27 protein-coding genes and 1 riboswitch are annotated in these 26,229 nt (G+C 29.1%); of the genes, 26 read left to right on the top strand and 1 reads right to left on the bottom strand.

The window, feature by feature from the left end; translation table 11 throughout:
• Positions 1-14: 14 nt before the first annotated feature.
• From AELL_RS09890 to tolB, 12 genes are all read left to right on the top strand, one after another.
• Entirely contained in the window at positions 15-872 is an 858-nt protein-coding gene (locus tag AELL_RS09890) for a ParB/RepB/Spo0J family partition protein (protein ID WP_118917807.1), read from the top strand.
• Positions 873-985: 113 nt separating this feature from the next.
• Positions 986-1,408 carry a F0F1 ATP synthase subunit B family protein gene (locus AELL_RS09885; RefSeq protein WP_118917806.1) on the top strand — a complete coding sequence of 141 codons (423 nt, stop codon included), beginning with the start codon at positions 986-988 and terminating at the stop codon, positions 1,406-1,408.
• A gap of 17 nt (positions 1,409-1,425) precedes the next feature.
• Positions 1,426-1,938, top strand: coding sequence for a F0F1 ATP synthase subunit B (locus AELL_RS09880; RefSeq protein ID WP_118917805.1), 513 nt, complete (start codon positions 1,426-1,428; stop codon positions 1,936-1,938).
• Entirely contained in the window at positions 1,938-2,468 is a 531-nt protein-coding gene (locus AELL_RS09875) for a F0F1 ATP synthase subunit delta (RefSeq protein WP_118917804.1), read from the top strand. The genes AELL_RS09880 and AELL_RS09875 overlap by 1 nt, the downstream gene beginning before the upstream one ends.
• A gap of 21 nt (positions 2,469-2,489) precedes the next feature.
• Positions 2,490-4,007, top strand: coding sequence for a F0F1 ATP synthase subunit alpha (atpA, locus tag AELL_RS09870; protein ID WP_118917803.1), 1,518 nt, complete (start codon positions 2,490-2,492; stop codon positions 4,005-4,007).
• Between the two features lie 10 nt (positions 4,008-4,017).
• On the top strand, positions 4,018-4,902 hold the full coding sequence (atpG, locus tag AELL_RS09865; protein ID WP_118917802.1) for an ATP synthase F1 subunit gamma: 885 nt from the start codon (positions 4,018-4,020) through the stop codon (positions 4,900-4,902).
• Positions 4,903-4,920: 18 nt separating this feature from the next.
• Positions 4,921-6,315, top strand: coding sequence for a F0F1 ATP synthase subunit beta (gene atpD / locus AELL_RS09860; RefSeq protein WP_118917801.1), 1,395 nt, complete (start codon positions 4,921-4,923; stop codon positions 6,313-6,315).
• Between the two features lie 21 nt (positions 6,316-6,336).
• Positions 6,337-6,714, top strand: a complete 378-nt coding sequence (gene atpC / locus AELL_RS09855) for an ATP synthase F1 subunit epsilon (protein WP_118917800.1) — start codon at positions 6,337-6,339, stop codon at positions 6,712-6,714.
• A 6-nt stretch (positions 6,715-6,720) separates the two neighbouring features.
• Positions 6,721-7,281 (top strand): MotA/TolQ/ExbB proton channel family protein, encoded by a 561-nt coding sequence (locus AELL_RS09850; RefSeq protein WP_118917799.1) that lies wholly within the window; start codon positions 6,721-6,723, stop codon positions 7,279-7,281.
• A 4-nt stretch (positions 7,282-7,285) separates the two neighbouring features.
• Positions 7,286-7,675 (top strand): biopolymer transporter ExbD, encoded by a 390-nt coding sequence (locus AELL_RS09845; protein WP_118917798.1) that lies wholly within the window; start codon positions 7,286-7,288, stop codon positions 7,673-7,675.
• Positions 7,676-7,678: 3 nt separating this feature from the next.
• On the top strand, positions 7,679-8,404 hold the full coding sequence (locus tag AELL_RS09840; RefSeq protein ID WP_118917797.1) for a TonB C-terminal domain-containing protein: 726 nt from the start codon (positions 7,679-7,681) through the stop codon (positions 8,402-8,404).
• Between the two features lie 4 nt (positions 8,405-8,408).
• Complete coding sequence (tolB, locus tag AELL_RS09835; protein WP_118917796.1) at positions 8,409-9,680, top strand: Tol-Pal system protein TolB; 1,272 nt, start codon at positions 8,409-8,411, stop codon at positions 9,678-9,680.
• A gap of 28 nt (positions 9,681-9,708) precedes the next feature.
• On the opposite strand, the gene AELL_RS09830 is transcribed toward tolB, so the two are convergent.
• Positions 9,709-10,224, bottom strand: a complete 516-nt coding sequence (locus AELL_RS09830) for a ferritin-like domain-containing protein (RefSeq protein ID WP_118917795.1) — start codon at positions 10,222-10,224, stop codon at positions 9,709-9,711.
• A 148-nt stretch (positions 10,225-10,372) separates the two neighbouring features.
• Here AELL_RS09830 and AELL_RS09825 point away from each other — a divergent pair, with 148 nt between their 5' ends.
• From AELL_RS09825 to AELL_RS09765, 14 genes are all read left to right on the top strand, one after another.
• Positions 10,373-10,909, top strand: coding sequence for an OmpA family protein (locus tag AELL_RS09825; protein ID WP_118917794.1), 537 nt, complete (start codon positions 10,373-10,375; stop codon positions 10,907-10,909).
• A gap of 5 nt (positions 10,910-10,914) precedes the next feature.
• Positions 10,915-11,889, top strand: a complete 975-nt coding sequence (locus AELL_RS09820; RefSeq protein ID WP_118917793.1) for a tetratricopeptide repeat protein — start codon at positions 10,915-10,917, stop codon at positions 11,887-11,889.
• A 26-nt stretch (positions 11,890-11,915) separates the two neighbouring features.
• The gene (locus AELL_RS09815; RefSeq protein ID WP_118917792.1) at positions 11,916-12,491 is read left to right on the top strand and encodes an FKBP-type peptidyl-prolyl cis-trans isomerase; all 576 of its coding nucleotides are present in this window, start codon (positions 11,916-11,918) and stop codon (positions 12,489-12,491) included.
• 140 nt (positions 12,492-12,631) lie between these two features.
• Positions 12,632-13,561 (top strand): ACP S-malonyltransferase, encoded by a 930-nt coding sequence (gene fabD / locus AELL_RS09810; protein WP_118917791.1) that lies wholly within the window; start codon positions 12,632-12,634, stop codon positions 13,559-13,561.
• Entirely contained in the window at positions 13,554-14,249 is a 696-nt protein-coding gene (locus tag AELL_RS09805) for a 5'-methylthioadenosine/adenosylhomocysteine nucleosidase (protein ID WP_118917790.1), read from the top strand. The genes fabD and AELL_RS09805 overlap by 8 nt, the downstream gene beginning before the upstream one ends.
• A 132-nt stretch (positions 14,250-14,381) precedes the next feature.
• A complete protein-coding gene (locus tag AELL_RS09800; protein WP_118917789.1) occupies positions 14,382-15,818 on the top strand; it encodes an alanine/glycine:cation symporter family protein in 1,437 nt (478 codons plus the stop codon).
• A gap of 71 nt (positions 15,819-15,889) precedes the next feature.
• Positions 15,890-17,014 carry a sensor histidine kinase gene (locus AELL_RS09795; protein WP_118917788.1) on the top strand — a complete coding sequence of 375 codons (1,125 nt, stop codon included), beginning with the start codon at positions 15,890-15,892 and terminating at the stop codon, positions 17,012-17,014.
• Between the two features lie 3 nt (positions 17,015-17,017).
• Entirely contained in the window at positions 17,018-17,698 is a 681-nt protein-coding gene (locus AELL_RS09790; RefSeq protein ID WP_118917787.1) for a response regulator transcription factor, read from the top strand.
• A 66-nt stretch (positions 17,699-17,764) separates the two neighbouring features.
• Entirely contained in the window at positions 17,765-19,177 is a 1,413-nt protein-coding gene (gene aspA / locus AELL_RS09785; RefSeq protein WP_118917786.1) for an aspartate ammonia-lyase, read from the top strand.
• A complete protein-coding gene (locus tag AELL_RS09780; protein WP_118917785.1) occupies positions 19,174-19,668 on the top strand; it encodes an asparaginase domain-containing protein in 495 nt (164 codons plus the stop codon). Before aspA ends, AELL_RS09780 begins: the two co-directional genes overlap by 4 nt.
• A gap of 2 nt (positions 19,669-19,670) precedes the next feature.
• On the top strand, positions 19,671-20,270 hold the full coding sequence (locus AELL_RS09775; protein WP_118917784.1) for a lactate utilization protein: 600 nt from the start codon (positions 19,671-19,673) through the stop codon (positions 20,268-20,270).
• 78 nt (positions 20,271-20,348) lie between these two features.
• On the top strand, positions 20,349-21,269 hold the full coding sequence (locus AELL_RS09770; protein WP_118917783.1) for a manganese-dependent inorganic pyrophosphatase: 921 nt from the start codon (positions 20,349-20,351) through the stop codon (positions 21,267-21,269).
• Positions 21,270-21,341: 72 nt separating this feature from the next.
• The gene (locus AELL_RS14300) at positions 21,342-21,479 is read left to right on the top strand and encodes a hypothetical protein (protein ID WP_164967219.1); all 138 of its coding nucleotides are present in this window, start codon (positions 21,342-21,344) and stop codon (positions 21,477-21,479) included.
• Positions 21,480-21,572: 93 nt separating this feature from the next.
• A riboswitch (cobalamin riboswitch) is annotated at positions 21,573-21,774 on the top strand.
• 99 nt (positions 21,775-21,873) lie between these two features.
• Positions 21,874-26,229, top strand: coding sequence for a cobaltochelatase subunit CobN (locus AELL_RS09765; protein ID WP_118917782.1), 4,356 nt, complete (start codon positions 21,874-21,876; stop codon positions 26,227-26,229).

Here is a 26,229-nt window from a genome sequence, read left to right as displayed (position 1 = left end):
TTATAGGATATAGTATGGCATTAGGAAGAGGATTAGGGGAATTATTAGGTGAAGTTGAATCTGCTTATGAAAATTCAACAGGAAATAATAAATCGGGTGTAAGAAAACTAGATGTTTCGTTAATTAAAGCTAATCCTAATCAACCAAGAAAAATATTTGATGAAGAAAAATTAAGTGAATTAAGTGAATCAATTAAAGAACATGGATTATTGCAACCAATAGTTGTAGTAGAAAATGAAGATAATAGTTACACTTTAATTGCAGGAGAGAGAAGATTAAGAGCTCATAAACTTGCAAAAATTGATCAAATAAAAGCAATTATTGTTGATGCTGACGAATTAAAATTAAGAGAATTAGCTTTAATTGAAAATATTCAAAGAGATGACTTAAATATTATTGAATTAGCATACTGTTACGCACAGTTACTAAATGAACATAACATTACTCATGAAGAGCTATCAAAAAAAGTGTTTAAAAGTAGAACTTCTATTACAAATACATTAAGACTGTTACAATTAAACTCATATGTACAACAATTTTTAGCAACGGACAAAATTAGTGCAGGACATGCAAAAGTTATGCTTGGATTAAGTTCTGATGAACAAAAAATGGTTGCTGATTCAATTGTTGGTCAAAAACTTTCAGTTAGAGAAACAGAAAAATTAGTTAAAGAATTGAAAGAAAAAAATAGCGATAAACCTAAAAAAGAGAAGAGTTCTGTTGATTATAACGTAGCTCCTTTAAAAAATCTAATGACGAAATTACAAGAGAATAATCTGAAAGTTAAAGTAGAAAAAAACTATTTTAAAATTGAATTTAATTCTCAAGAAGAAATCGACAAAATATCTAGTTACTTTAATATACAATTGTAACAAAATCTAAAAATTTACAATCTAATTTTTTCATTTAATATATTTTTATACTTAGTTTTGCTAAAATATTTGAGTTTTAGTTAAACTAAACTGTAAAAAATATGGAGGAATGAATGTTAGACATAAGTCCTGTATTATTGCTTAGCTCTGGTATCATCTTTCTTTTAGTTGTTGCTAGACTAAACAGTTGTCTTTTCAAGCCATTATTAAAGCACATGGATGATAGAACAGCTTCTATAAAAAAAGATTTAGAAGATGCGAAATCAAATGGTGCTGATGTTGATGGTTTATTAGCAGAAGCAAATGAAATCATTTCTAAAGCTAAAAAAGAAGCAGCTGCAATTAGAGAACAAGCTTATAAGGAAGCAAAGGATAGTGCTGATGCAAAACTTGCAAGTGCTAAATCTAATTTAGAAGCAAAATCTGCGGAGTTTGCTAAAAACTTACAAGATGAGACTAAAGCTCTAAGAGATTCTTTAGTATCTTCAATGCCTCAATTTAATGAGAGCCTAAAAGCTAAGCTTAGCTCTATTTAATAAGGGGATTAGAGAATATGAAAAGAATTTTATTACTTGGGTTAGCTTTAGCTCCTGTTGCATTATTTGCAAGCGAAGGTGCGGTAGAAACTGATATAGTACAAAGAACCGTTAACTTTATTATATTTGCTGGAATTTTATGGTATTTACTTGCTGATAAAATTAAAGCATTTTTTGCCAATAGAACTTTATCTATTCAAGCAGAACTTGACAAAGTTCAAGAGACTTTAAAAGCTTCTCAAGATAAAGTTTCAGATGCACAAAAAAAACTTGAAGAAGCAAAAAAACTTGCTACTGAAATTATTGAAGGTGCAAAAGCTGATATTGATTCAGTTAAACAAAAAGTTGCAACTGCTGTTGATGCAGATATCGCTAATCTAAATAAAAATTTAGATGAAATGATGAAAGTAGAAACATCAAAAGCTAAAAGAAAAGTTGTTACTGAGGTTCTTGAAGAGCTATTAAGTTCTGAAAATATTCAATTAACTCAAAGTGAGTTAGCAAATATTGTTCTTAAGAAGGTAGCGTAATGAAAGATTTAGTAGCAAAAAGATATGTAAAAGCTTTAATTGATGGTAGAGATAGCCTTACTATAAATACTATTAGTGATAAGTTAAATGAAATTTCAACAGCATTTGCTGATGAAAAATTTAATTCTATTATTTCTTCACCAGAAATTTCATCAACTGTAAAAGTTAATTTAGTAACTTCGTTTGTTGATGGTATAGATAATGCTTTAAGCAATTTTATTAAAATTTTAGGTGAAAAAAGAAGATTAACTTTATTACCATATATTGCAGCAGAGTTAAGTGCTCAACTTGCAAAAAATAATAATAGTTATGTAGGTGTTGTTTATACTAATCAGGAATTATCAAGCGATTATGTATCTTCAATAGAAGAACAATTTAGTAAAAAATTTGATGTTAAATTATCATTATCGCAAAATGTTTGTGACTATGATGGTATTAAAGTAGATATTGACGGACTTGGGGTTGAAATATCTTTTTCAAAAGATAGATTAAAATCACAGTTAATTGATCATATTTTAAAAGCAGTTTAGAACTTATAAAGGAGAAATTGAATGGGTGCAAAAATTCAAGCTGATGAAATCAGTTCTATAATAAAAGAAAGAATTGATAACTTTGAATTAAGTGTAGATGTAAATGAAACAGGTAAAATTATCTCTTATGCAGATGGTATTGCTCAAGTTTACGGATTAAAAAATGTTATGGCTGGGGAACTAGTTGAGTTTGAAAATGGTGAAAGAGGTCTTGCTTCAAATTTAGAAGAGTCTTCAGTTGGTATCGTTATCCTTGGAAAAGGTGAAGGTCTAAGAGAAGGTACATCTTGTAAAAGACTTGGAAAATTATTAGAAACACCAGTTGGTGATGCTATGGTTGGAAGAGTTGTAAATGCATTAGGTGAGCCAATTGATGGTAAAGGTCCTATTGCAGCAGCTGAACATAGATTTGTTGAAGAAAAAGCTCCTGGAATTATGGCTAGAAAATCTGTACATGAGCCATTAACAACTGGTATTAAAGCAATTGATGCATTAGTTCCAATTGGAAGAGGGCAAAGAGAGCTTATCATTGGTGATAGACAAACTGGTAAAACTACAGTTGCAATCGATACAATTTTAAATCAAAAAGGTGAAAACGTTATTTGTATTTATGTTGCTATTGGACAAAAAGCATCTTCAGTTGCTGCAGTTGTAAGAACTTTAGAAGAGTCTGGTGCAATGGATTACACAATTGTTGTTAATGCTGGTGCTGCTGATTCATCTGCATTACAATTCTTAGCTCCATATACAGGTGTTACAATTGGTGAATACTTCAGAGATAATGGTAAACATGCATTAATCGTTTATGATGATTTATCAAAACATGCAGTTGCATATAGAGAAATGTCATTAATTTTAAGAAGACCTCCAGGAAGAGAAGCTTACCCAGGAGATGTATTCTATCTACACTCAAGATTATTAGAAAGAGCTGCAAAAATGTCAGATGAAAAAGGTGCTGGTTCTATGACTGCGTTACCTATCATTGAAACACAAGCTGGAGACGTTGCTGCATATATTCCAACAAACGTAATTTCTATTACTGATGGACAAATTTTCTTAGAAACTAATTTATTTAACTCAGGTATTAGACCTGCAATTAATGTTGGTTTATCTGTTTCTAGGGTTGGAGGAGCTGCTCAAATTAAAGCTACTAAACAAGTTGCAGGTACTTTAAAATTATCTTTAGCACAATATAGAGAGCTTGAAGCGTTTGCTCAATTTGCATCAGATTTAGATGAAGCAACAAGAAGAGAATTAGAACTTGGTCAAAGAATGGTTGAAGTTTTAAAACAAGGTGTTAATAAACCACTTGTTATTGAAAAACAAATCGTTATTATTTATGCAGGTACTAAAGGTTATTTAAATGATATCGCAGTTAAAGATGTTGTAAGATTTGAAAATGAATTACATGCATTCTTTGAGCAAAAATATTCAAATATTTTAGAATCAATCAAAACTAAACAAAAATTAGATGATGATAATGAAGCTGAATTAAAAGCTGCATTAGAAGAGTTCAAAACTGTATTTAATGCAAAATAAGGATTAGCAAATGGCTAATTTAAAAGAGATAAAATTAAAAATAGGTAGTGTTAAAAATACTCAGAAGACAACAAAAGCTATGAAGCTAGTTTCTTCTGCTAAACTTACTAGAACTAGACAATTGTCAGAACAAGCTAGAAGTTATGCAGCGAAAATTAATGATGTTCTTTCTGATATTGCTGCTAGAGTGAGCACTGCTCATGAAGGTGGAAACATTAGTAGAGCTTTTGTTAGCAATGATAATCCAAAAACAGTTGATATTGTTTTTGTAACTGCTGATAAAGGTCTTTGCGGTGGATTTAATATGTCAACAATTAAAACTGTAAGTAGATTAATTGCTGAATATAAATCTAAAGGAATTAATGTAAGATTGAGAGCAGCTGGTAAAAAAGGTGTTGAATATTTTACATTCCAAAAGTTTAGTTTAGAACAAAAAGTAAGTGATTTAAGTTCTGCTCCTGATTATGATAGAGCTGCAGATTTTATAAATGCTGTTGTAGAAGATTTCAGAAATGAAGTTACTGATAAAGTAGTTTTAGTTTACAATGGATTTTTAAATATGCTATCTCAAGAAATTAGAGTTAGAGAATTATTACCAATTGGTTTAGACAATATTGAAGCTAAAAAAAGTGATTCAATGTTAGAAATTGAACCAGATGATGATGAAGAAGTATTAAATGAATTAACTGATAAATATATTGATTTCAATATGTATTATGCATTAATTGACTCTTTAGCTGCTGAGCATTCTGCAAGAATGCAAGCAATGGAAGCTGCAACTAAAAATGCAAAAGAAAAAGTTAATAGTTTAACTGTTGAATATAATAAAGCTAGACAAGCTGCAATTACAACTGAGCTGATAGAAATTATCAGTGGTGTTGAAGCATTAAAATAATTTAAAGGAGCTGCCCGTATGAAAGGTAAAATTATTCAGGTAATGGGTCCTGTTGTTGACGTAGAGTTCGACGGATACTTACCAGAAATTAACGAAGCTATTGAAGTTGTATTAGCTGATGCTAATAAAGATAGATTAGTATTAGAAGTTGCTGCTCACATTGGTGATAGTAGAGTTAGAACTATTGCAATGGACATGACAGAAGGTTTAATTAGAGGTCAAGAGTGTAACGCTACTGGTGGACCAATTAAAGTTCCTGTTGGTGAAGCAGTTTTAGGAAGAATTTTCAACGTTATTGGTGATCCAATTGACGAAGGTGACGCAATTGCTGCTGATGCACCAAAATGGTCAATTCACAGATCTGCTCCTTCATTTGAAGAGCAATCAACAAAAACTGAAATGTTCGAAACAGGTATCAAAGTTGTTGACCTTTTAGCTCCTTATTCAAAAGGGGGAAAAGTTGGACTATTCGGTGGTGCTGGAGTTGGAAAAACAGTTATTATTATGGAATTAATCCACAACGTTGCATTTAAACACTCTGGATACTCTGTATTTGCTGGTGTTGGTGAAAGAACAAGAGAAGGAAATGACCTTTACCATGAGATGAAAGACTCAAACGTTCTTGATAAAGTTGCATTATGCTACGGACAAATGAGTGAACCACCAGGTGCAAGAAATAGAATTGCATTAACAGGTCTTACAATGGCTGAGTACTTTAGAGATGAAAAAGGTCTAGACGTTTTAATGTTTATCGACAACATCTTTAGATTTGCACAATCAGGATCTGAAATGTCAGCATTATTAGGAAGAATTCCTTCAGCTGTTGGATACCAACCAACACTTGCTTCAGAAATGGGTAAATTACAAGAAAGAATTACTTCAACTAATAAAGGTTCTATTACTTCTGTTCAAGCTGTTTACGTACCAGCGGATGACTTAACTGACCCAGCTCCTGCTTCAGTTTTTGCTCACTTAGATGCTACAACAGTTTTAAATAGAAAAATTGCTGAAAAAGGTATTTATCCTGCAGTTGATCCACTAGATTCAACTTCAAGAATTTTAAGTGCTGATATCATCGGTTTAGAACATTATGATGTTGCAAGAGGTGTTCAATCTGTATTACAAAAATATAAAGATTTACAAGATATTATTGCAATTCTTGGTATGGATGAGTTATCAGAAGCTGACAAACTTGTAGTTGCAAGAGCTAGAAAAATCGAAAGATTCTTATCTCAACCATTCTTCGTTGCAGAAGTATTTACAGGATCTCCAGGTAAATATGTTGAATTAAAAGATACTATTGCTGGATTCAAAGGAATCTTAGATGGTAAATATGACAACATTCCTGAAATGGCATTCTATATGGTTGGTGGAATCGACGAGGTTCTAGCTAAAGCTGAGAAAATGAAATAACAAAAAACCATAAGGCATAACATGGATACAATTAGATTATCAATCGTTACACCTAATGGAGAAATATTTAATGATGATGTGAAAACTGTAACTCTTCCTGGAAAAGAGGGAGAGTTCGGTGTTCTACCAGGACATTCATCATTAGTTTCTTCATTAACTGTTGGTGTTATCGTTATTGAAAAAGCAAACTCTACTGAAGCTGTTGCTATTAACTGGGGACATGTTAAAGTAGATGAAAAATCAGTTGATGTATTAGCAGATGGAGCTATTGCATTAACAGCTGGAAAAGATTCTGAAATTGCTAAAAATATTGAGGCTGCAAAGGTATTAGTTAACTCTGTAAAAGATTCTAATATTTCTTTAGCATCAGTTGAAGCAAAAATTAACTCATTTGCATAAAAGCGCATGATTACTACATTACTAAATTATTTGGCAAATAGTAGTGCTATAACTTATATAGTTTTAGCACTATTGTCAATATATATAATTATCACTTTTTGGGTTTTCTTTTATAGAAGAGGTATTCTTAATACACTAATTAACAACGAAAAAAAATCATTAGAAGCATTAACTTCAAGAGAAACAAGATTTTCACCATTATCCGCACTTAATAAATGCTCAAATAATATAACTTCAAAAGAGTTATTACATGCTTGTGAAATTAATATTATGAAAGATGCAAGTTCTGGTTTATCATGGTTGGCAATAATTTCTTCAACTTCTCCATTCATTGGTCTTTTTGGTACAGTTGTTGGTATATTAGAATCTTTTGCAAAATTTGCAAATCAGTCAAAAGTTGCGTTTTCAATAATTGCTCCAGCTATTAGTGAAGCGTTAGTTGCAACAGCAGCAGGTATATTAGTGGCAATTTTTGCCTATACTTTCCATCAAATTCTTACAAGAAAAGTTTATGAATTAAATGTTTTTCTTAAGGCACAATCGCAAATTTTAATTGCTAAAGGGTAATAGAGTGTATGATTTTAATCAAAAACCAGATCTGAATATTACTCCTTTAGTAGATATTATGCTAGTATTACTAGCAATACTTATGGTAACTGCTCCAGTTATCGAATTTGAAGAGCCAATAACACTTCCAACAGGAAGTAGATCTCAACAAACACAAGATGTTCAAAAAATTGATATTATTATTACAAAAGATAGAATCGTAACATTAAATAAAAATAAAGTTGAAATAGGAAATTTTGCGGATAGTTTTTTACAATTCGTAAATGGTAAAGATCAAAATACACCCGTTTATATACGTGCAGATAAAAGTTTAAAATATGATGATATTATTTTTGTTTTAAAATCAGTAAAAGAGGCTGGTTTTTTCAAAGTGGCATTAGTAACAGATGGATAATAAATGCAAAATAATTCTTCATTTATAGTTTCAGGTATAATTGCATTTTCTTTATATCTCTGTTTATGCTTTTCTGTACTTTTTTATATTATGAGTCCAGAGCAAAATATGATTAATATTACTCCAACTTCAACTTCAATTGAACTTGATATGATAGTAGAAAAAGCAGAAAAGAAAATGGTCGAAAGAAAGGTTGAAAAAATCATTGAAGAAAAAGAGGTTGTTGAAAAACAGACTTCAGCTCAACAAGAAAAAAAACCAGATTTAAAATCTTTATTTGCAAATGTTAAAGAAACTGCTAAAACAGTTACAAAAGAAGAAGTTAATAATATTCAAAAATCAATTGATCCTAAAAGATTTAAGTCTAAATTTGAGAAAGAGAAAAAATCTTCAAATATTAAGATTGATAGATTGTTAGAAGATGAAAAAACTGCTAGCAATACTAAAAGTACTAATGCAGCTAAAGGTGTTGAAACAGATGAATACTTTTCACAAATTAGTGAAATGTTATCTGCTTGGGTACCAGTTGGTTCTGGACTTAAAGCAGTTGTTTTAATTATGATTGATTTAGAAGGTAGATTTGATTATAGTTTCGTAAAAAAATCAGGTGATAGTACTTTTGATACATCACTAGAAGCTTTTTTAAATGAGCAAAAAAATATTGCTTATCCTAAGCCAACAAAGGGTAAAGCAGTGAAAATAAATGTTGATTTCAAATCAGAAGGATAAAATTATGTTTAGAATATTTTTGTTAATATCAATGATATTAAGTTCAGTTTTTGCAGAAGTTGATGCAAATTTAGAAATTATTAAAAAAGCAAATTCTGTACCTAAAATCTTAGTATCAGTTGCAACTGACACAATGGAAGTTGAAACTCTTAACAAGATAAAAAAAGGTATAGCAGATGACTTAAATGTTAGTGGTCATTTTGAAATAGCAAATGTTAATAGTCAAACAGCTTATGATAGTATACCTGATATTTTGAGTTTGTCTAATCAAGGTGTTGGATTATACTTAAATATATCAGCAAAAAAAGAAGCTTCAGGTGATTTTACACTTATGACAAAACTTTATAATGTAGGTGCAAGAGCTTTAATTTTAGAAAAAAATTTTACTACTTCTCAAGAAGATAGATATATATTTTTAGCTCATAAAGCTGCTATTTCAATAAATGATTTTTTCAAAGCACCAAGTATTGCATGGATGGATAAATTTGTTGTTTTCTCTACATATAAAGGGGCTGGTAAAGCTGATATTATGATTGGAGATTATACTCTAACTTATAAAAAAACTGTTGTTACTGGTGGTTTAAACATTTTCCCAAAATGGGCTGATAAAGAACAAAAAACAATTTATTATACTTCTTACAACTATAAAAAACCTACTTTAGTAAAGTTGAATATTTATAACAGAAGTAAAGACATAATAATGGATTCTGATGGAATGTTAGCTTGTTCAGATGTAAATGAAGATGGTACTAAACTTTTAGTTACAGCTTCTCCAACAGGGCAACCTGATATTTTCTTATATGACACAAGAACTAGACAAAAAAGTCAAGTTACAAGATATAGTGGAATTGATGTTGGTGGACAGTTTATTGAAAATGGTTCAAGAATAGTTTTCGTATCTGATAGATTAGGAAATCCAAATATTTTTGCTCAAGGGATTAACTCTACAGCTGTTGAAAGATTAGTATATCATAGTAATAATAATTCATCAGCTACGGCACATGAAAATAATATTGTTTACAGTAGTAAAGATTCAGATAATGAATTAGGTGGAAAAAGTTTCAATTTATATTTAGTTTCTACTAAAACAGATAGTTTAAAAAGATTAACTTCAAGTGGTGTTAATCAATTTCCAAAATTCTCTACTGATGGTGAAACATTATTATTTATAAAAACATATGCAGGAGAGAGTTCTGTTGGTATAATTAGATTAAATTATAACAAATCATTTCTATTCCCTTTAACAGGTGGAAGAATTCAATCTATTGATTGGTAATTTTTTAAAGTATGGTTTTACCCATACTTTAATTTAAGTTTTTCTTTAAATCTGTAATAAATTCTGTAATATCATCGTGAAGAGTTTGTAAATCTTCTTCATGTTCAACTTCATCTGCTAATATTTGACTTACAATATCATATGTAACAATATCTTTATTTCTTGTTATTTCAACAATTGTTGAATATGTATTAATTGCACATTGTTCACCTTTTATAGCATCTTTTAATATTGCAACTACATCAAAATTATTTGGTGCATCATAACCACAATTAGTATTTTTTATCCAATCATTCGGATGAAGTAAAGGAGTTCCTCCTAGTTGAAGAATTCTATCTGCTAACATATTTGCATGTCTTAATTCATCTGTAGCATGTTGTGTTAATTCAACAATTGCAGCATCTTTCATAATACCTTTAACAACTTTTGCTTCAATAAAGTACTGATAGTATGCTAACCACTCATCTGCATATGCTTTATTTAGAAGTTTAATGATTTCATTAATTTCAATACCTTTTATGATTGAATTGCCTATTCTAGCCATTTTTTCTCCTTTATTTTGATCTAAATTTAATATTACAAGGAAAATTCTTAATTTAAAATTACAATTGATAATAAGATTTTTAAAATATAAACAATAATTAAGGTTCAATTTAATATTATTTCAGGAAATTTTATTTCAAGGAAAAAATATGAAAAAGTTAGGTATTTACTCGGTTTTAGTTGCAGCATTATTATTCACTACTGGTTGTAGCGAAAAAAATGTTGATATGAATGTTGATAACGGTGCTACTGCAGATGTTGCTCCAGCTACTGATACAAATTTAGCTGATGGAAGCTTTTCTGCATTAGAAAAAGCTGGAAACGGTAACTGGTATATGATCAATGGTCAAAAAGTTTTAATTGAGCACGTTTACTTCGGATTTGATAAATACGATTTAACTGCTGAAAACAAAGAAAAAGCTACTTCAAATGCTTCTAAATTATCACCATTAACTGCTGATACAACTGTAAAAGTATTCGGTAACACAGACGAATGGGGAACTGATGAGTATAACTACGCATTAGGTTTAAAAAGAGCTAACTCAGTTAAAGACGTTTTAGTTGCAAACGGTGTTTCAGCTAACATTTCTTTAGTATCTTTAGGTGAAAGTAACCCAGTTTGTACTGAAAAAACTAAAGATTGTTGGGCAAAAAACAGAAGAGTTGAACACGAATTAAGTAAATAATTCTGATGAATAAGTATCTTCTACCTCTATTAGTAGTAACTTCATTAACCGTAGCCGAAGAGGTTTCGGTTTATGGAGCTGGTGGTTCTTCTGATAGTCCTTATGGACTAAGTTCATCAGAAAAACATATTTTAAAAAACCAGACAAATATAAGTAATTTATCTTCAAAAATTGGAGATATAAATACTTTAGTGGAGTCTATTAACAGAAGGTTAGAAGGCTTAGAATCTACATATGAAGGTGATTCTGCAAAATTAAATTCAACTTCAAGAAAAGTTGATGAATTAATGCAAAAAATCGGTGGATCTTCAGATTTAGCTTCTAACAATAACACATCTTCTACAAATCAATCATCAGATCCTCAATTAGCAGAAACTGTTAATAATCTGAAAACAGCCCTTACTAAGTTAACTACATTAGTTAATAAAATAAATTCAGAATATGTTTCTTCTACAGAACTTGAAAAAAACATGCAACAGTTTATTACAAGAGAAGAGTTTGAGGCCTTGAAAAAAGCAATGGGTGTTAAAACATCACAAGTAAATCCTACAAAAACAACTGAAAAGAAATCTGCTGATGTAGAAGGTAGTGCTGAAATAAAAAAAACTTTAACAGCTGAGGATAAGCCAAAATTATTATCTGAAGCAAAAAAAGATTTCGACGCAAAAAAATATGATAGTGCTATACCTAAATATGAAAAATTAGTTGAAGTTAATTATAAACCTGCTGAAAGTAATTATTATCTAGGTGAAATGTGGTATATAAGAAAAAAATATGATGTTGCAATAAGTCATTTTAAAAAGTCTGCAATTCTAAATGATAAAGCAGCTTATATGCCAACTTTATTATTGCATAGTGCTATTTCATTTGAAAATATAAAAGATAAAGATAATGCAAAAAGTTTTTACTCTACTTTAATAGACCTTTATCCTGATTCAAATGAAGCAAAAGTAGCCAAAAAAAATTTAGCTAAGTTATAATATATAATATAAAATAAGGAAAAATAATGTCAAATAAAGTAATAGGTATAGAATATACATTAAAAGATGCAAAAACAGGTGAACAATTAGATTCAAATGTTGGTCAAGCGCCATTAGAATTTATTTCTGGAAAAGGACAAATTATTCCTGGTTTAGAAGTTAAATTAGTAGAAATGTCTGCAAATGAAGAAGCAGATGTATTAGTTGAAGCTAAAGATGCTTATGGTGAATATAATGAAGAAGCTGTACAAACTTTACCAAAAGAGCAATTTGCTGGTATTGAATTAGTTGAAGGTATGTCATTATATGGAACAGGTGAGCATGGTGAAACTGTACAAGTTGTAGTTAAATCTTTTACTGATTCTGATGTAACAATTGATTACAATCATCCAATGGCTGGTAGAACATTAATGTTTACAGTTTCTATTTTATCTTTAAGAGATGCAACTGATGAAGAAGTTCAAACAGGTGTTGTTGGTGGAATGGCTGCTATGGGTGGTGGTTGTTGTGGTGGCGGAAGTCACTCTCATGGTGGAGGTTCTTGTGGAACTGGTCATGACCATGGACACGGACATTCTCACGGTGGTTGTGGTTGTCACTAATCTTTTTTATATAAAAAGTTTTTTTCTTTGCCCAGATGTATTTATACATTTGGGCAAAATTATTTTTTAGGGTTATGAAATTTAACTTTAAAAAATGATTTTAATAAATTTGAAACTTATATAATAAAGAGGTATTTAAAATGAAAAAAGTTGCTTTTATATTTCCAGGACAAGGTAGTCAAACAGTTGGAATGGGAAAAGATTTTTTTGAAAATAGTGAAATTGCAAAAGATATGATTTCAAAAGCAAGTGATAGATTAGGTATTGATTTTGAAAAACTTTTATTTGAAGAAAATGAAAATTTAGGAAAAACTGAATTTACTCAACCTGCAATTTTACTTGTAAGTTCTATTGCAAATGCAATTTTTAAAGAAAAATTAAATATTACACCTGAATTTGTTTTAGGTCACTCTTTAGGAGAATTTTCAGCTCTTGTTGCGGCTGGTGCTATTAATTATTTAGATGCTGTTGAATTAGTTCATAAAAGAGGTTTATTTATGACTGAGGCTTGTGCTGGTGGAAATGCTGGTATGATGGCTTTAGTTGGAATCGATGATGCAACAGTTGAAAAAGTATGTGCTGAGCAAAGAGAACTTGGTAAAAAAGTATGGCCAGCAAATTACAATATAGATGGTCAACTTGTACTTGCAGGTATTAAAGCTGATTTAGAATCTTTAGTTGATGTATTTAAATCTGCCGGTGCAAAAAGAGCAATTGTTTTAGATATGTCAGTTGCATCTCATTGTGAATTATTAAAAAGTGCAGTTGAGAATTTAAAACCTTATTTACAAGAGTTTTTAAAAGATGAATTTTTACCTGTGATTTCAAATGTAAGTACTCAAGCTTATACAACAAAAGATGAAGCAATTGAATTATTAGCTTCTCAACTTACAAGTCCAGTAAAATATAAACAATCAATTACAGCTTGCGAAGATAAAGTTGATTTATTTATTGAATTTGGAAATGGAATAGTTTTAAAAGGTTTAAATAAAAAAATCACAGAAAAACCAACTTTAAATGTTTCTGATATGAAAACATTAGAAACAGTAATAGGTGAATTAAATGACTAAATTAGCAATTATGGGAGCAATGGAAGAGGAGATAGAACCTCTTTTAGCTCATTTTGAAAATGTAAATGTTGTTGAATTTGCGAACAATAAATATTATGAAGTAAATTATAATGGTTTAGAAATTGTAATTGCCTATTCAAAAATTGGAAAAGTTTTTGCAAGTTTAACAGCTGCAACTATGATAGAAAAATTTGGTTGCGATACACTTTTATTTTCTGGAGTTGCAGGTGGAATAAATCCTGAACTTAAAATTGGTGATTTAATTGTTGCAGACAAATTATGCCAACATGATTTAGATATTACAGCATTTGGTCATCCAAATGGATATGTTCCAGGTGGAAAAGTTTTTGTTGAAACTACAAAAAGCTTAAGAGAAATTGCAATTAAAGTTGCAAATGAAAATAATCTTAAAGTGATTGAAGGAACAATTGCAACTGGAGATCAGTTTGTTCATTCAACTGAAAGAAAAGATTTTATTCAATCTACTTTTAATGCAGATGCTTTAGAAATGGAAGGTGCAAGTGTTGCTGTTGTTTGTGATGCTTTAAATGTTCCATTCTTTATATTAAGAGCTATTTCTGATACTGCTGATATGGATGCAGGATTTGATTTTGATGAATTTTTAAAATCAAGTGCTAAAAATTCTGCTGATTATTTAATTAAGATTGTAAAAGAATTAATTAAATAAAATTTTAAAAAAATAGAGTTGAAATTAAATAAATATTTCAACTTTATCTTTTTTGTCTATTTTTTCTCATTTAAAACCCTCTTTTAACACTCTTAGCAATGATAAAGTTTTCTAATATAAAAAGGAGACAAGATGTTAGCTGAAATAAATACATTTTTAAGTGATCTGATTTGGGGTTCTATATTAATTTATTTACTACCAATATTAGGATTGTTTTTTACAATTAGTTCTAGATTTGTACAATTTAGATATTTTTTTAAGATGTTTCATATTTTAAGAGAAACAGTTAGAGATAAAGAGGGACATATCTCTTCTTTTCAAGCTTTAATGCTTAGTGTTGCTGGACGTGTTGGTGGTGGAAATATTGCCGGTGTTGCAGTTGCTATAACACTAGGTGGTCCAGGTGCTGTTTTTTGGATGTGGGTTATTGCTCTTGTAGGAATGGCAACAAGTTTCTTTGAATGTTCTTTAGCTCAATTATATAAAGAAAAAGATGGTATAGATTCTTGTGTTTATAGAGGTGGACCAGCATATTATGCAACAAAAGCATTAAAACAAAGATGGTTAGGTGTTGTTATTTCTGTTTTATTAATGTTTACTTTTGGTTTTGCCTTTAATGCGACTCAATCATTTATTATTTCAACTTCTTTTGAAGCTTCATTTAATCTTCCAACTTGGATAACTGGATTAGCATTAACTTTAGTTTTTGGTGTTACTATTTTTGGTGGAGTAAGAAGAATTGCAAGAATGTCTGAGGTTATTGTTCCAATTATGGCTTTAGGATATTTACTTATTGCTTTAGTTGTTATAGTTTTAAATCTTGATAAAATCCCTTCTTTAATCGTTATGATTATAACTGAAGCATTTAATCCAAGTTCTGCAATTGGTGGAGGAATTGGTGCTGTTATTATTCAAGGTGCAAAAAGAGGAATGTTTTCAAATGAAGCAGGTCTTGGAAGTGCACCAAATGTTGCAGCAGTTGCTTATGTAGCTCATCCTGTTCAACAAGGAATAGTACAATCTTTTTCTGTATTTATTGATACAATAATTTTATGTTCTTGTACAGCATTTATTATTCTTTTATCTGGTGCTTATACTCCAGGAATTAGTGGTGTTCAAGGGGTTTTATTAACTCAAAATGCTTTAATTGAACATATTGGACCATTTGGTGGAGTTTTTGTAACTCTTGCATTATTCTTATTTGGTTTCTCATCTATGATTTATAACTATTATTTAGCTGAAAATAGTTTAAATTTCTTTAGCAAAGGAAATGTAACAGTATTTAATATTTTTAGAACATTATGTATTTTACTTGTTATTTGGGGTTCATTCCAAGATTTAAGTTCTATTTTCGCATTCTCTGACTTATCTATGGGATTATTAGCAATCATCAATATGATAGTTATTGCAATATTATATAAACCAGTACTTCAATTAATTAGAGGTTATGAAAGACAGTTAAAAGAAGGAAAAGTTCCAGTTCTTAGATACAATGATTATACAGAATTTAATTTTGACAAAGAAACATGGAAAGAGATTGTTGATAATATCAACGATAAAAAAGATTAAGAGTTAACTCTTAATCTTTTAAGCAATTTTTAGACATCATACAGACTAAAAGATATAAGCAAAGGTTTTTTATGTTTAATAAAGAAGGAATACCATTTTTTATTATAGTTATACCTTTTTTATCAATATTATTTGTATCTTTTCTTTCAATCTCATACTATTTAAAACTATCAAATGAAACTTATCAAACTGAAATAAATGAGTATAAAAGACTTCATTTAGAAAAATTAAGTGATACTCAAATTATTAATAAATTTTTAGAAATAAAGATAAAAGAGCATGAAGAAGAGGAAAAAAAATTTAAAAGATTTTTACTTACAGCAACAGCAGTAATTTTAGTTTTTATGATACTTTTCACTTTTTTGATGTTGTCAATTATAAAAGATGTTATAAAAAAATATAAGTTACAAGTTCAAAATAGAGAAAATGCCCTTGAAAGTTTGAATGAAAATTTATCTTTAAAAGTAAAACAAGGAATTGAAGAAGCAAAACAAAAAGATAGAAAAATTTTAGAACAAGCTAAGTTAGCAAGAATTGGTTCTATGATTAGTATAATTGCTCATCAATGGAGACAACCTTTAAGTCAATTATCTGGAATTTTAATGGAGTTGGAAACTACAACAAGATTTAAAAAAGTAGATAATGATTATATTTTAAATGCTATTGATAAAAGTGATAAGATGATTGAATTTATGTCAAATACAATAGATGATTTTAGAAATTTCTATAAACCAGATAAGAAAAAAGAGGATTTTTATGTTTCTGATGCTTGTAAAAAAGCGATAAATATTATAGATGCAACTTTAGAAAATCTTGGAATAAATCTTATTTTGGATATAAAAGAGGATAAAAAGATTTTTGGTTATCCAACAGAATTTTCTCAAGTTATCTTAAATATTATAAGTAATGCAAAAGATGTTTTAATTGAAAAAAATATAAAAAATCCAAAGATTGAAATAAATATAGAATCAAAAGGTATTTTATCAATTATCACTATAAAAGATAATGCAGGCGGGATTGAAGAGAAAAATTTAGAACAGATTTTCGACCCATATTACAGCACTAAAGATTCATCAAAAGGAACAGGTCTTGGTCTTTATATCTCAAAACTAATAATTGAGAGAAATATGGGTGGAGAGTTAAGTGTATCAAATGACAGTGAAGGTGCTGTTTTTAAAATAGTTGTAGCAGGATAAAAAATGAAACCAGAATTAATTGAAGAGTTAAAAAATATATCCGTTTTATGTGTTGAAGATGAAGATGGAATAAGACAAACAATTGTAAATACTTTAAATTACTATTTTAAAGATGTTTATGAAGCAACAAGTGGAAATGAAGGATTTGAACTTTACGAGTATTATAAACCAAAAATTGTAATAACAGATATTCAAATGAGAGATGGAAATGGTGTTGAATTAGTTAAAAGAATTAGAGAAAATGATTTTGAAACGATGATTATTATGTTAACTGCTCACTCAAATGAAGAGTATTTGATGGATTTAATAAATCTAAATATAAATCACTATATTTTGAAACCTTTAAATCTAAAAAAATTATCACAAGCTTTAGAAAAATATCTTGTAAAATCTTCAAAACCAGTTATGTTAAGTGATGACTTACTTTTTGATTTACAAAAAAGAGAGTTGATTTATAAAGGTAGTGAAATTATACCTTTGCGAAAGAGAGAAAAGGATTTTTTATATCTTTTATATGAAAAAAAAGGTTCTATTTTAAAATATGAAGAGATAGAGTTTGAACTTTGGAATGACAAAGAGATGACAACCCATGCTTTAAAATCATTTATAAAAGAGTTAAGGAATAAATTGCCAGTAAATGTAATTAAAAATGTACCTCAAGAAGGGTATACTTTACAAAAATAATAAAAGACACTTTTTGCATACTTTTATTTTATAAGATTTTAAAAATAATTAATCATAAGGATTTTTATGGAAAAGCAATACAGAATTGAAAAAGATTTTTTAGGTGAAAAAGAGATAGAAACAAGTAAATATTATGGAATTCAGACTTTAAGAGCAAAAGAGAATTTTGATATTACAAAAACAAGTTTATCTTTATTTCCAAATTTTATAAAATCCCTAGCAAAAGTTAAAAAAGCTTGTGCTTTAACTAACTATGAACTAGGAGATTTAACTGATGTTCAAAAAGATGCAATTATTCAAGCTTGTAATGAAATAATTGATGGAAAATTTAGAGACCAATTTATAGTAGACCCTATTCAAGGTGGAGCAGGAACTTCAACAAATATGAATGTAAATGAAGTTATAGCTAATCGTGCTTTAGAAATTCTTGGAAAACCAAAAAGTTCTTATGATATCATTCATCCAAATAATCATATAAATATGAGTCAATCTACAAATGATGTTTATCCAACAGCGATTAAACTTACTTTACATGAATTAATTTTTAAATTAAAAGATAGTTTGAGATTTTTAAGAGATTGTTTTGAAGAAAAATCTATTGAATTTAAAGATATTCTAAAAATGGGAAGAACTCAGCTTCAAGATGCTGTTCCTATGACTTTAGGACAAGAGTTTAAAACTTTTGCTGTAATGATTGATGAAGATATTTTTAGATTAAGAGAGTGTCAAGCACTTTTAAAAGAGGTAAATTTGGGAGCTACTGCTATTGGTACTGGAATTAACACAAAAGCTGCATATCAAAGAAAAGTAATCTCAAATCTTAGAGAAGTTACGGGTGTTGATTATATAAGTGCTGGAGACTTAATCGAAGCAACTCAAGATACTGGAGCTTTTGTTCATATTTCTGGTGTTTTAAAAAGAGTTGCTATTAAAATTTCAAAAATTTGTAATGACTTAAGACTTTTGAGTTCAGGACCAAGAGCTGGATTAAATGAGATTAATTTACCACCATTACAACCAGGAAGTTCAATCATGCCTGGAAAAGTAAATCCTGTTATTCCAGAAGTTGTAAATCAAGTTGCTTTTGATGTGATTGGTGCAGATACTACTATTTCAATAGCTAGTGAACATGGACAATTACAATTAAATGTATTTGAGCCATTAATTGCATATAAACTATTTAACTCGATAAATATGATGAGAAGAGCATTTTACTCTTTAGGTGAAAAATGTGTAAAAGGAATAACTGCAAACGAAGAGGTTTGTATGAATAATATTTTAAATTCTGTGACACTTGTTACTTGTTTAAATCCAATTTTAGGATATGAAAAAAGCTCTGCAATAGCAAAAGAGGCTTTAAAAACAAACAAAAGAGTTTATGACATCATATTAGAACAAGAATTATTCACAAAAGAAGAGTTAGATGAACTATTACAACCTAAAAATATGGTTCACAATTATGATAAAGGGATAAAATGAAAATAACAGTTTTAAATACAGGTGGAACTTTTAATAAAAGATATAATCCACTAAAAGGAGAACTTGAAGTTCCAACAGATAATATTGCTTTAAATGAGATAATTGAAAGTTGTTTTAATATTGATTTTGAAATTAAAAATGTAATTTCAAAAGATAGTTTAGAAATAGATAACGATGATAGAGATTATCTTGTAAAAATTATAAATGAAAGTAGTGAAAATATTATCATTGTTCATGGAACAGATACTATTGATATTACTTCAAAATATATTGATGAAAGAGTAAAAAATAAAAAGATTGTTTTAACAGGAGCAATGGTTCCAATGAGTATAAAAAAAGTTGAAGCAACACTAAATTTTGCACAGGCAATTGGATTTTTAAATGCACCAATATCAAATGGAGTATATATTTCAATGCATGGTTGTGTTACAAATTATGATAAACTTTTGAAAAATAGAACTTTAGGACAATTTTTAGTTTCAAAGGAATAAAAATGAAAGAGCTTTTAGAAGTTTTGAAATCATGTGGTCATGAAGCCTTTTTTGTAAAAGATAAAAAAGAGGCTTTAGAGTTAGCAAAAACGTATATTAAACCAAATATGAGTGTTGGACTTGGTGGAAGTGAAAGCGTAAAAGAGATAGGTTTACTTGACTTTTTACTAAATAACAAAGAGATTACTTTATACAATCAATATGAAGCTGGTATTTCTATGGAAGAGAATATCAAGAGAAGAAAAATGGGTTTGATAAGTGATATTTTTGTTACAAGTACAAATGCTTTGACACATGATGGAAAACTTGTAAATGCTGATGGAAGTGGAAATAGGGTGGCTGCTTTTTGTTATGGTCCAACAAATGTTTTAGTAATTGTTGGAATTAATAAAATAGTTGAAGATGTGGAAGCTGGATTCAAAAGAGTTATGGAAGTTGCTGCTCCTAAAAATATAAATAGAATAAATAATAAAGCAATAGAGATGGGAAAAGAGCCAAGATATAACCTAGATAATATTGCAAATAAATTCTCTTGGATTAAAGGTGATGATGAAAAAGGAAGAATAATCATCATTTTAGTTGATGAAGAGTTGGGATATTAAGAGTAATTTTTTTATTTAAAAGTAACATAACTTCTTTTTAGATAAAATGCCCAAAAATAAAAAATAGGACTTTATAAAATGGCATTATATACATGTGGACATATTATTCCAGATTCTGACTCAATTTGTTCAGCAATCTCTTTAGCTTACCTTTTAAATAAAATTGGACGACCAGCAATTCCAGCAAGACAAGGTGAACCAAATCCTGAAACAAAATTTATTTTAGAAAAATTTGGATTTGAATTACCAGTTTTAAAAACTTCTTTTGCAGGTGATGAACTGTTTATCACTGATTATTCAGATGTTGCTCAAGCTCCTCAAGAACTTGACAAAACTACAATCGTTGGAATCGTTGACCACCACAAACTTGGTGACATCACAACTTCTGCTCCGTTAGAGTGTTGGATTAGACCTGTTGGTTGTACAAATACAATCGTAAAAGAGATGTATGATTTCCATAAAGTTGAAATTCCTGCAAATATTGCTGGAATTATGATGTGTGCAATTTTATCTGATACAGTTATTTTTAAATCACCAACTTGTACTGAAACAGATATTAAAGCTGTTAGAGAATTAGCAGCTATTTGTGGAATTGAAGATTTTGGAGCTTTAGGTATGGAAATGTTTAGAGTAAAATCAGCAGTTGCTGGAACACCAGTTAGAGAACTTGTAATGAGAGATTACAAAAACTTTGATATGCACGGAAAAAAAGTAGGTGTTGGACAACTTGAAGTTGTTGATGGAAGTGTTTTTGATGCAATCAAAGATGAATTAATGGCTGATATCAAAAAAGTAAAAGAAGAGCAAGGATTACATACAGTTGCTTTACTTTTAACTGATATTATGAAAGAAGGAAGTGAAGTATTAGTTACTTCTGATGATGCAACAATCTTTGAAAAAGCATTTAACTGTAAACTTGAAGATGGAAAAGTTTGGTTAGATGGTTGTTTATCAAGAAAAAAACAAATTATTCCTTTCTTAGAACCTGCATTCGCTTAAAAATTAAAAGATAGCTTTTAGGCTATCTTTTTAACGAAACTTCAATTGCACCTATAAAAAATAGGAGCAAAAATGAACCAAATAATCAATCAACAAAATATAAAATTAGATAACAAACTTTTAGCATCTAGTTTAAATCATATAATAAACGAATTTTTTGAGGAGTCTTATACTTCAAAACTGAAAGAGAAAATATTAATAAAACTATAAAAGTAAGAGCTAATTTTCTGTGGTGTTGATATTTTTACCTTTGAAAATGAGTTATAACTAAAATCTACAAATAAGCCTAAAATGGATAAAATCCCATTTCAAAATTTATCAAGTGAATTTTTTATTCATGGGAAATAGGTGAAAATCCTATACTGCCCCCGCAACGGTAATCGCATATATAATAAAATTTTTATTATGCCAATTTTTTTAAACCACTGTCATTTTGATGGGAAGGTAAAAATTGGTTTGAAAAAGTATGCTAAGTCCGGAGACCGACTTGATAGATAAAATGCAAATCAGGCGGGGTGACCTGAAAAAAGCCATAAATTTATTATTAGTTTATTCTTCAAACCCTAAATGATTCTTGTATTAATTTTTATTAATAGGGAGTTTCATGCTTTTATTTCGACATTTTTTAGTGTTGTTTTTTATGTTTTTATTTAGTACAAATTTAATTGCAAAAGAAAATAAAACAATCTTTTCAATAGTTTCAGATAGGTCAGCAACAACCTTAAATAGTGGTGCAAATACATATCTAAAAAATTCAAATGATAAAATAATCATAAGAACAGTAAGTCAAGTATCTTTGATGAAAGATGATGAGTTGGATAACTATTTGAAAAATTCAGATGTAGTTCTTTTATGTGCTGTATTTGGTGATGTTGTTGATAGATTATTATCAAAAAAATATCTAGCTTCACAACTTAGAATTTCAATTCAAGGAGATAGAAGACTTCTTAGTTTAAATAATGATTTTTTAGGAAATTCTTATGATAATAACATAGATACTATTCTTGAAAAAGATAAAGAAAATCTAGGTTATATAAATTTTTTAGAGAAAAAACAAAAAGAGTTTTCTTCTTATGCTTTTTATCTACAAGCAAGAGCTTATTGGGATAATAGAGGAAATGAAAATATCTCAAATCTTTTCTCTTTTTTATCAAATCCAAATTTACAAAAAAACTCATGGCCAAAAGTTGTTGAATTAAAATCTGTAAGATATTTTTTAGATGCAGATGATTCAAAAACATATTTTGGTGCAGATGAAGTAATCAAAAAAATAGATTCTTCAAAAGATATTTTATTTGTTTTAGATAATGATAGAGCAGATAGTTTAAATGAGTGGAAAATACATCAAGAGTTAGTAAAAAAATCAAACTTTCAAGTAATATCTATCTTATCTTCTTGGGGAAAATCAAGTTTTGAAGCAGTAAAAAGTGTTGAAGATATTGTTTTAAAATTAGATAAAAATCAAGCTTATTCAATAATCTCATTACATGATTTTGTAATTGGAAGTGGTTTAGGTAAAGATGAAGTAAGTAGTGTATTAGAAAGATTAAATGTACCAGTTTTAAAAGCTCTTAGAGTTTTAGATTTATCATATTTAAACTACTCTTTATCAAGTGAAGGTTTACAAAAAAATTCCGTTCATTATAGAGTTTCAATGCCAGAACTTCAAGGAATAGGGCAAGTTCATATTCTCTCTTTAAATGAGGATTATATAACTGATGAAAAAACAGGAGTAACTCTTTTTTCTGTGAAAATTTTAGATGATGAGATAAAAAATATTATTGAAAAAGCAAATAATTGGATAAAACTAAAAAAGAAAAATAATAAAGATAAAAAAATTGCTATCATTTACTATAACCATCCTCCAGGACGACATAATATTGGAGCTGATAATCTAAATGTGCCAAAATCACTTTTTAATATTTTAACTTCTTTAAAAGCTCAAGGTTATGATGTTGGAACTTTACCTGCTAATGATGAAGAGTTATTAAAAATTCTTCAAGAAAAAGCTGTAAATTTGCCCAATGATAAAAAAGCATTAAAACAAATGAGCCCAAATATAAACAAAGTTGATGGAACTGAGTATAAAAATTGGTTTAAAACTTTGCCAAATTATATTCAAGAAGAGATGCAAGATGGACCATTGGCTTTACTTCATGTTGAGATTAGAAATTTTTTAACAGATGAAATTAAAACAATATCTCCAACAAACAAAGCTTTAGCTTATGGTTCAATGAAAGATTATATGCATAAAACTATGGATAATCTTCACCATGCAATGGATGGAGTAAGAAGTGAAAGTAGACAAAGAGCTGTAAATCTATTAGCACAATTAAAAGAAGAATATGAAAATATTTTAACTCTATCTCAAGAAGAAAAAGAGTTTTCATTTGAGACTATGGAATCTTTAAAAAAAGCTGTTATTGATTTAGGAATTGAAGGGATAAAAGGTTGGGGTGAAGCACCTGGAAATGTGATGGTTTATGAAGATAAACTTTTACTTCCAAGTGTGGAGTTTGGAAATATTCTTTTAGCTCCACAACCACCTCGTGGTTGGGAATTAAATGAAGAGTTACTTCATGCAAACTTATCATTTCCTCCAACTCATCAATATTTAGCTTTTTATCATTTTATAAAAGATAGTTTTAAAGCTGATGCTGTTGTTCACGTGGGAAGACACTCAACCTATGAGTTTTTACCAAGAAAAAGTGTAGGGCTTACTTCAAAAGATTATCCATATTTGATGATTGGAAATATGCCAAGTATTTATCCATATATTGTTGATGGAGTTGGTGAAGGAATTCAAGCAAAAAGAAGAGGTCAGGCTATTATGATTGACCATTTAACACCACCTTTATCAATTACAAAACTTTATGATGATTTATTACAAATTAGACAGTTAATTGAGAGTGCTGAATCTGCAACAGATGAAATAGTTAGAAAAAACTCTATTAAAAAGATAAAAGAATCAATAGATAAAGCAAACCTAAAAGATGAACTTATTAAAAGTATGGATGAAGAGTTAAAAATTCGTGGTATTGGATTTGATGAGGTTGATGATGAGTTTTTACTTCATGAAGTTGGGCATTATTTAACTCATTTACAAGAAGAGTTTATGCCTTTAGGACTTCATACTTTTGGGCAAGATTGGAATAATGAAGCAGTAAATATCATGCTTAAATCAATGGGTGAAGAGAACAATGAAGAAGTAAAAGCAAATCTTATAAAATCTCCAAAAAATGAGATGACTTCTTTACTAAATGCGTTAAATGGTGGATATATAATTGCAGGAAAAGGAAATGACCCAATTAGAACTAAAGAGGCACTTCCAACTGGAAAAAACTTTTATGCCCTTGATGGAAGTTTGATACCAAGTAGTATTGGATATGAGATTGGTGTTAAGTTAGCTCAAAAGGTTCGTGAAAATAAAAATTATGATATTAGGAAAAAAGAAGCGATAATCTTATGGGCATCTGATACAGTAAGAGATGAAGGTGCGATGATAGCTTTTGGACTTGATTTATTAGGTTTAAAACCTGTGTGGAATAGTAGAGGAATTTTACAAGGGTTAGAACTTTTACCTTTAGATGAAAAAAGAGTAAGAAGATATGATGTAATTTTCACTGGTTCTGGATTGTTTAGGGATTTATACTCTTCACAATTGGCTTTACTAGATAAGGCAGTTTTATTGACTTTAGATGCTAGTTATAATGACATAGTTTCAAAATATCCAGCTTTAACCCTTGCATTAAATAAAGCATTAGAACCATTGGGAGATTTGAAAAAAGGTGGAAATGAAGCACTTGAGACAAATAGTGTTGCTTTAAATTGGGTAGATGAAGCAAGGGAAATTTTAAAACAAAATCCAAATATAGATGCAAATGAATTAGGAAAAATATCAAGTAAAAGAGTTTTTGCAACTGCACCTGGTGCTTATGGAGCAGGAATAAATAGATTAGCAGAGCGTTCAAGTGCATGGAATGATAGAAAAGAGTTAGCTGATGTTTTCATAAAAAGAATGGGATATTCATATTCAGAAGATGGTTATGCACAGTTATCAGTTGATAGTTTTAAAAGACAACTTCAAAAAGTTGAAAATACATATTTAGGAAGAGCTAGTAATTTATATGGATTAATGGATAATAACGATACTTTTGATTATCTTGGAGGATTGAATTTAGCTATTGAAAAAGTAACTGGAAAACAGCCAAATAGTTTTGTAATAGATAATTCAAATACAAGTAACCTAAAAATCACACCACTTGAAACTGCACTTTTAACTGAGTTAAGGGGAAGATTTTTAAATCCACAATGGATAAAACCACTTATGAATGAAGGATATAGTGGTGCAAGAACTATGGGAAGTGAGTTTGTAGAGTATTTATGGGGATGGCAAGTAACAAGTCCTGAGATTATAAAAGATTGGGTTTGGGAAGAGGTTAAAGCTGTTTATATTGATGATAAGTTAAATCTAAAACTTGATGAGTTTTTATCTTCAAACTATCAAGTTCAAGTTCAGACAAATATGTTAGCTGTGATGCTTGTAGCAATTCAAAAAGATTTTTGGAAAGCAGATGAAAAAACACAAAAAGAGCTTTCAGAAAAATTTGCAAAAAATATAATAGAACATGGAATTCCAGGAAGTGGGCATAGCCATGCAAATCATCCGATATATGATTTTGTAAAATCAAAAATATCTAAAGAAGAAGCTAATAAATTAGAAGAAGTTTTAAGTGAAAGTAGAATAGAAAAAGAGAAGAAAAATGATAATGTAACTTCTATCCAAGAGATAAAACTAGAAAATCAAAAAAATAAAAATGAAGAAAAAACAGAAGAGTTAAGTGAAAATAAAAATAGTAATAAAGATGATTCTTATATGAAATATTTATTGGGTATTGCTTTTTTAATTTTGTTTGTTGGTTTAGGTAAATCAATATTTTTTAATAAGATAAAAGGATAA

The sequence above is a fragment of the Arcobacter ellisii genome, from assembly GCF_003544915.1.
Lineage (GTDB): Bacteria > Campylobacterota > Campylobacteria > Campylobacterales > Arcobacteraceae > Aliarcobacter > Aliarcobacter ellisii.
This window is presented reverse-complemented; position numbering and strand designations above follow the sequence as displayed.